This is a genomic window from Variovorax sp. P4_D9 (assembly GCF_056401695.1).
In genome coordinates, this window is the sequence record NZ_JBFUIU010000466.1 from 1 (window position 1) to 7,159 (window position 7,159).

Genomic DNA, 7,159 nt, shown 5'->3' on the forward strand with positions numbered 1-7,159 from the left:
TGCTGTCACAGGCCTGTTTGGCTGGCAGGAATTCGCCCTGATCGAGGGCGCCTCCATCCAGCGGCGCATCGAGGACGACGGGCTGCCGATGTCGAGTGCGCTTGGCGTGCTGGGCATCAACGGTGTCACTGCGCACTACGGTCTGTTGCAACTTGGGCAGCCGCGCGCTGGCGAGACGGTCGTGGTTTCCACGGCAGCTGGCGCGGTCGGCTCCTGCGTCGGACAGATTGCGCGGCTGCAGGGGTGCCGCACCGTGGGCATCACGGGCGGGCGGGTCAAGCGCGCGCTGTGCACCGAGCGCTTCGGCTTCGACGTCGCCGTCGACTACAAGGCCGCTGATTTCGCGGAGCAGCTGGCACAGGCGTGCGCCGGAGGCGTTGACGTCTACTACGACAACACTGCGGGGGCGATCAGCGACGCGGTGATGGCGCATCTCAATGTCGGGGCACGCATCGTGATCTGCGGAACAGCTTCGGTTGCGAACTGGGACCCGCACCCACGGGGTCCCCGAGTCGAGCGTCACCTCCTCACCAAGCGCGCGCGCATGCAGGGCTTCGTGATCTTTGACCATCCGGAATACGCCAGCGTGGCGCGCGCCGATCTGGCGAAATGGTTGCGCGACGGCAGCCTTCACTACATCGAGGAAGTTCTGGATGGCATCGAAGAGGCGCCGGATGCAATTGCCGGCCTGTACCGTGGTGACAACCTCGGAAAGCGCTTGATACGTCTTGCACCTGACTGAACCGGTGAGGACACTACGTCGCTTTCTCAGCCAAAGCCTGGACGAGCTCGCGCAGCTTGAATTTCTGCACCTTGCCGCTGGGGGTTCGCGGCAGGTCGTCGCGGATCTCGATCCGCTCGGGCCAGTACTGCGGCGTCAACTCGCATGCCTTGAGGTAGTGCTGCATCTCGTCCAGGTCGAACTTCGCAGCGTCACGCAGCGTGACGAAGGCGCACACCCGCTCGCCGAGCCGCGCATCAGGCCAGCCGACGATGGCGACCGCGGAGACGGCCGGGTGTCGTGCCAGCAGCGCCTCCACCTCCACGACCGGCACGCTTTCGCCGCCGCGCTTGATGATGTCCTTCGATCGGCCATTGATGCGGATGTCGCCTCCATCATTCACTACATAGGCAAGGTCTCCGGTGTCAAACCAGCCTTCGGAGTCGGTGTCGTTCCATTCGGGGTGCTTCAGGTAGCCCGCGAAAACGCCGCTGCCGCGCACTTGGAGCCGGCCGGTCTGTCCCGCCGGCAGAGGCAAACCCGCGTCATCGACAATCCTTGCTTCCATACCGGGCGGTGGACGGCCATCGGCCAGTGCCGAATGCGCTCTGCCGCGACCGATCTCGGTGATCAGCCCAGCCTGCACTTCTGTCATGCCCCAGAGCGAGCACACTGTCATGTTGAGCTCGGTGTCGGCCCGCTCGATCAGAACAGGCGGAATCGGCGCGCCAGCGCAGCAGAATACGCGCAGGCTCGGGGGCCGAGCGGCCCCTTTGGCCACCGCATTGCAGAGGTCCGCCAGGTACGGCGTGGGGCCAGCCGTGAATGTGATTCGTTCTTCACCCATGAGGCGAACGGCCAGATCCACATCCCAAGTGTCCATGATGACGGTGGTTCCCTTGAACATCAACGGAAAGACGCCGAGCAGCGCGAAACCGAGCAGGTGGCCCATCGGCGCGGCACATAGAGCGACGTCTCCCGGGGTCATCTCGAGGGAACGCGTGGCCGCGCTCAGGGTCGAGAGCATCGTGTTCGACGTGTGCATAACGCCTTTGGGCTCGCCGGTGGTTCCCGAAGTGAACATCACGAGGGCGACCTCATCCGGGTGCAAGGGTCGGGGAGGGGCCAGGCCGGCCACCTTTCCGGCTGACTGCAAATTGTCGTTGAGCAAGAACCGGTCGAACCCTTCCTCGCCGTCCTCGCCGACGACGACCAGGTGGCGCAGGCTGGGCAGGCGTGGACGCAGCGCCCGTACCATGCCCGCATGATCCCGGCCCTTGAAGGTGGCCGGCACGAAGAAAACCGACGATTCGCAGAGATTGAGCATGAACTCGAGTTCACGTTCGCGGAATATCGGCATCAACGGATTGATCGCGGCGCCGGTCCTGACGCAGGCGAGCGCGATGGCGAGATACTGCCAGCAGTTGTGCAGCTGGACCGAAACAACGTCGCCGCGGCGGATCCCCAGACGGGTGAGCGATGCCGCGATCTTCGCGACCAGCGCGTCGAGTTCGCGGTAGGAGAGCCGGTGCGGCGACGCGGACCGCGAGGCATGGTCCACGACCGCCGTCTTGTCCGGACAGGCCGCGAGAGCGGCACTGAAGTAGTCGTCGAGGGTCTGGTTGTTCCAGAAGCCACGATCACGCATGGCCAGGGCGCGCTGTCGCGCCAACACGGGGTCGAATTCCATAGGGGTTGACAGTTGGTTGCAGGTGAGCCCGGTCGAGGAAGCGATGTCTTACGCTAACGTACAATCAACGGGCCTTGATAGGGGAAAGTACTCATGCATGTGCATATCGTGTGCAGCATGATCGTACGCATGCATACGACATTGGACGCGCCCTACGACAGGGCTCATCGGCTCGCACCGCTGTCTGTCACCGAATCCGATCGCGACCGGCCAGGACCGGCAATGATCGAGCGGATGCGCTCAACCTTTCCGGCCGAGCGTGAGATGGACAAGATGCTGACACGCAAGATGACGCATCGCGCCGACCCGGCTTATGCCGGTGCGAGCCTCGAGCGCATGACCGAACACTTGACGGCGTTCCTGAGCAATGCGGTCGAGGGTCCCTTCCGCATCGCGGACCAGCGCTGGTTTGCCGGTGGCGCATCGAAGATACAGATGGGCTACACCTTGCACTGGAACGCGCCCGGACGCGGCGCGTGTTCGGACCGTATGGTTGTGCGCATGGAGCCCAGCGAATCGGTCAATTCGACGAGCCGAGCCCGAGAGTTCCAGCTGCTGAAGGCCTTTGAGGGCGTCGTGCCAGTCCCCCATGCATTATTGGTCGACGCCGAGGCTGAGTGGTTTCCGGAGCCTGCGCTGCTCTATTCGTTCTGCGAGGGCGTCGCCAAGCCGCGTGCGACGACTTCGGGGCGACTGGCTGGCATCGGTACCAATTTCGGTCCCGAGTTGCGTCAGCGTCTGGCCCCGCAATTCGTGCGCATGCTGGCCACCATTCACACGTTCGACGTGGGCGGAGCCGAGATGTCGGCCTTCGATGTGCCCCCGATCGGCACGACGGAAAGTGCTCTCAGGCAACTGAATCGTGCTCGCCGCATCTGGGAGGAAGACCGGGGCGACGACTTCCCCCTGGCCGAGGTCGCAGCCAACTGGCTGGAGCGCAATTTGCCGGCTCTCGATACGGTAAGCGTCGTGCATGGCGACTACCGTTCAGGGAACTTCCTCTTCGACGAGAAAAGCCTCGAAATCACCGCCGTGCTGGACTGGGAGCGCGGTTATCTTGGCGATCGCCACCGCGACCTCGCGTGGACCGCGAACCATGCGTTCGGCCACATGGCAGAGGACGGCAAGACTTTCCTCGCTAGCGGCTTGGTGCCGCTAGACGAGTTCTTCGAGAGCTACGAGAAGCTGTCGGGACTGAGCGTCGATCCTGCGCGGCTTCGCTATTACACGATCTTCAACAGCTACCAGCTCGTGGTGTCGGCCATCGCGTCGGCATACCGGGTGGTGCATCTCGGCAAGACGCACCAGGACATCCTGCTCGCATCGGCCGAGCCCGTGGGCTATCTCGCGGCCGAGCAGTTGCGCAAGACACTCGAGGAGTTGCTCTGATGTCAGATCACACCGTCATCGGGCTGCGCGCCGCGATCAAGGCCTTGAAGGAAGTCGTCACACCGGCGGTCGACGCGTCGAACCCGCTGGCTGTGGAGCAGCTGCGCATGGTCTGCGGCTTCTTGTCGATGGTCTGCGACCGCCTTCCATACCGGTCCGAGCGCATTCGCTTCGAACTGCGAAGCGCCATCGAACTGGCTCAGGCTCTTACGCCTTGCACCAGGGGGTGCGATCGTGATGCTGTTTCCGCGCTCGAGAGCTCCCTCGCTCGCGGCGTCGGGTTGATGAACCAGCCCGGTGCGGCTGAGACCGACATACAGGCAGCGACCGCCCAGCTGACGGCCGCCACGAGCGCGTTCGTGCGATCGTCCGCCGACTTCGACGACGCCACGCGTCGACAGATCGACCGCGCCGTCACCGCGAACGCGAAAGCGTGGCTCGACGTCCAGCGTGCGTGGTTCCTGCCGCTTGGCTTCGACACCGAGTCCAGCGGCCTCCCCTCGATCGCTGCTGCACTCGCACTGAAAACCCCTACCGAAAAGGCCCCTGCATGATCACCGCTGAACAGATCGACTATCAGAACCCCCCGGACGCCGACCACAACTGGGTTGAGACCTATCTCATTCCGATCGTCATTCCCGAGGAGCACATCTACGCGCTGGTCTACGTGTGCGCGCGACCTGCGATGGGCGTGATGTCGAATCAGATCATGGTGTGCGGGGCGCTGTCGGACAACCGATCCGATCTGCTGCACTACAACGACAACCAGCACTTGCCGGCCCCGAAGAAGTTTTCGGAGCTGACTTCGCCGATCGGGCTGAGCATCCGCGCGACCTCCGCGCCCCGGAACTTCCGTATCGACTATGAAGGCTTTGACGGCACCGAAATCCATGTCGACTGGGAGGGCTTGATGGATCCCTTCGACATCCATGACCCCGCACACAGCCCCCAGGCCGGTCGGGTCGAGGACATGCATGCCGACATCGACACGCGAAAGAAGCACCTGGCGGGTCACTTCGACCTGACGGGACGTGTCACCGGAACGCTCAAGGTGCGCGGAAGGACCTTCGAAGTCAACAGCATCGAACGGATGGACCACAGCTGGGGTCCGCGCGACCCGATGGTCATCAAGAACATGTACATCGTGTCTGCGACCTTCGGCGAGGACCTTGCCTTCCACATGATCTGCCCCTGGAACCCGGACCTCACCGGCGCAGATCAGTTCAAGCTCACCCACGGCTACGTGCTGCAGGACGGAAAGGTCTACGGGCTGACAAGCGAGCTGAACATGACCAGTACGCACCACGGCCTGATGTGCACGGGGCTGCAGATGACCGTCAAGGACACGCGCGGCAAGAGCTTTCACCTGCGCGCGACCGCAGACGTCGGTGCTCCCTGGAGTCCCTATCCAAGTGCAATCACCTTCAATTCCATGATGCGTTGGTCGTACGGCGAACGCGAAGGCTACGGTGTGGTGCTGCCGAACTACAACCTTCCCTATCTCAACCAGAGGCGTGGGCGCTTCTACACGGATCCGTCACCCACCGTTTGGGTCTAGTCCATCTGAGGCTCTCAGCCGCAATCCCCAGAGCCCACGCAACAGGAGACAAAAATGGAATCGCAGACATTGGGTACCCCCGCCGAAGCCAGATCTTCAAAATCCATGACCAGTGAGGAGCGGCGGGTTGTGTTTGGAGCTTCCCTGGGAACGGTATTCGAGTGGTATGACTTCTTGTTGTTCGGCTCGCTCTCGTCGATCATCGCCGCCAAGTTCTTTGCGCCGCTGAGTCCGAACCTAGGCTTCATCTTTGCCTTGCTTGCTTTCTCGGTGGCCTACGCGGTGCGGCCCCTGGGCGCGTTCGTATTTGGGCGACTCGGGGACATCGTCGGCCGCAAGTACACCTTCCTTGTCACGGTCTCGGGCATGGGCGTCGCCACATTTGTCGTGGGCATCTTACCGACCTACGAGCAATGGGGCATCGCTGCACCGATTCTGCTGATGGTGATGCGAGTAATTCAAGGCCTGTCCCTGGGCGGCGAGTACGGCGGAGCATCCACCTATGTGGCCGAGCACGCGCCCCGCGGGCGGCTGGGCTACTTCACGTCATGGGTGCAGAGTTGCTCGGCGGCGGGCTTTACTTTGTCGTTGCTCGTGATTGTCGGTACCCGAACTCTTCTGGGAGAGGCCGCATTCTCCGATTGGGGCTGGCGCCTGCCCTTCCTGTTTTCGGTGCTGCTGCTCGGCGTCTCCCTGTGGATCCGACTCAGACTGTCCGAGTCCCCCGTCTTCCTGCGTATGAAGCAGAAGGGTCTGACCGCCAAGGCACCGATACGCGAAGCCTTCGGAAGTTGGAAAAACGTCGGCCTGATGATCGTCGTGATGCTCGGCTGTGTGACCGGCGTGTCCGCTGTTGGCGCGATGGGTCTGATCTATCCGTTGCTGTTCCTTCAGCAGACGCTGAGAGTCGATCCGCTCACCACGAACATCCTGGCTGGACTTGCGATCTTCGTGACAATCCCCTTGTTTCCGCTGGTGGGATGGCTGTCCGACAAGATCGGCCGCAAGCCGACCATCATCGCCGGCTGCCTGATCGCCGCAGTGAGCTACTTCCCGGCGGTGAAGTTGTTGACGCATTTCGCCAATCCGGCTTTCGAGGCCGCATTGCGGTCGTCGCCCATCGCGGTGATCGCGGATCCTGAAGAGTGCTCGTTCATCTTCAATCCAACGGGCGTCTCGAAGTTCCTTTCGTCGTGCGACATCGCCAAGTCGACGCTCGCCAAGGAGGGCGTCAACTACAGCAACGTAAGCTCGCCGACGAAGTCGAATGCGCAGATCAAGATCGGTGAGACGACGATCCAAGGGTTTGACGGCCGCGGCCTCAACGCTGAACAGCTGAAGGCGCGCATCGATGCGTTCACAAAGGAACTGAGGGCTGCCATACGCGCCGCCGGCTATCCCGGCAAAGCCGACCCGGCGCAGACCAACTTGCCGATGGTGTGGTTGATCATGGCCTTCATGGCCGCGCTCATGCCGCTCGCGTATGGTGCATCGACGGCGGTGATGGTCGAGATGTTCCCGGCGCGCATCCGCTACACGACGTTGTCGGTCCCGTATCACATCGGCAACTGGGTCTCGGGCTTCCTGATTCCCATCGTCTTTGCCATGGTCGCCGCAACTGGCGACATCTATTTCGGCCTCTGGTACCCGATCTTTTGGGCCGTCTTGGGCGCTCTGGTGGTGGCATTCTTCATTCCGGAGACGAAAGACCGGCGGATTCACGACTGGTACTGACCCAAGACATGAACGAACCCAATCAAACAGGAGACAAAGCATGACGAATCTCGGAAGACGCAAACTC

6 protein-coding genes are annotated in these 7,159 nt (G+C 62.5%); 5 read left to right on the forward strand and 1 reads right to left on the reverse strand.

The genetic code is table 11. From position 1 onward, the window contains the following. On the forward strand, nucleotides 1-742 hold a 742-nt coding region (locus tag AC1DY5_RS35340), incomplete at its 5' end, for a zinc-binding dehydrogenase (protein WP_478119128.1). Nucleotides 743-755: 13 nt separating this feature from the next. Here AC1DY5_RS35340 and AC1DY5_RS35345 read toward each other — a convergent pair. After that, nucleotides 756-2,411 carry an AMP-binding protein gene (locus AC1DY5_RS35345; RefSeq protein ID WP_478119130.1) on the reverse strand — a complete coding sequence of 552 codons (1,656 nt, stop codon included), beginning with the start codon at nucleotides 2,409-2,411 and terminating at the stop codon, nucleotides 756-758. Between the two features lie 93 nt (nucleotides 2,412-2,504). Here AC1DY5_RS35345 and AC1DY5_RS35350 point away from each other — a divergent pair, with 93 nt between their 5' ends. From AC1DY5_RS35350 to AC1DY5_RS35365, 4 genes are read left to right on the forward strand one after another with little or no spacing between them, the layout of a single operon-like run. Next, nucleotides 2,505-3,800 carry a phosphotransferase family protein gene (locus AC1DY5_RS35350; RefSeq protein WP_478119131.1) on the forward strand — a complete coding sequence of 432 codons (1,296 nt, stop codon included), beginning with the start codon at nucleotides 2,505-2,507 and terminating at the stop codon, nucleotides 3,798-3,800. A gap of 44 nt (nucleotides 3,801-3,844) precedes the next feature. Beyond that, nucleotides 3,845-4,354, forward strand: coding sequence for a hypothetical protein (locus AC1DY5_RS35355; protein WP_478119132.1), 510 nt, complete (start codon nucleotides 3,845-3,847; stop codon nucleotides 4,352-4,354). Further along, a complete protein-coding gene (locus AC1DY5_RS35360) occupies nucleotides 4,351-5,358 on the forward strand; it encodes a DUF7064 domain-containing protein (protein ID WP_478119134.1) in 1,008 nt (335 codons plus the stop codon). Before AC1DY5_RS35355 ends, AC1DY5_RS35360 begins: the two co-directional genes overlap by 4 nt. A 54-nt stretch (nucleotides 5,359-5,412) precedes the next feature. Continuing rightward, on the forward strand, nucleotides 5,413-7,092 hold the full coding sequence (locus AC1DY5_RS35365; protein ID WP_478119135.1) for an MFS transporter: 1,680 nt from the start codon (nucleotides 5,413-5,415) through the stop codon (nucleotides 7,090-7,092). Nucleotides 7,093-7,159 lie beyond the last annotated feature (67 nt).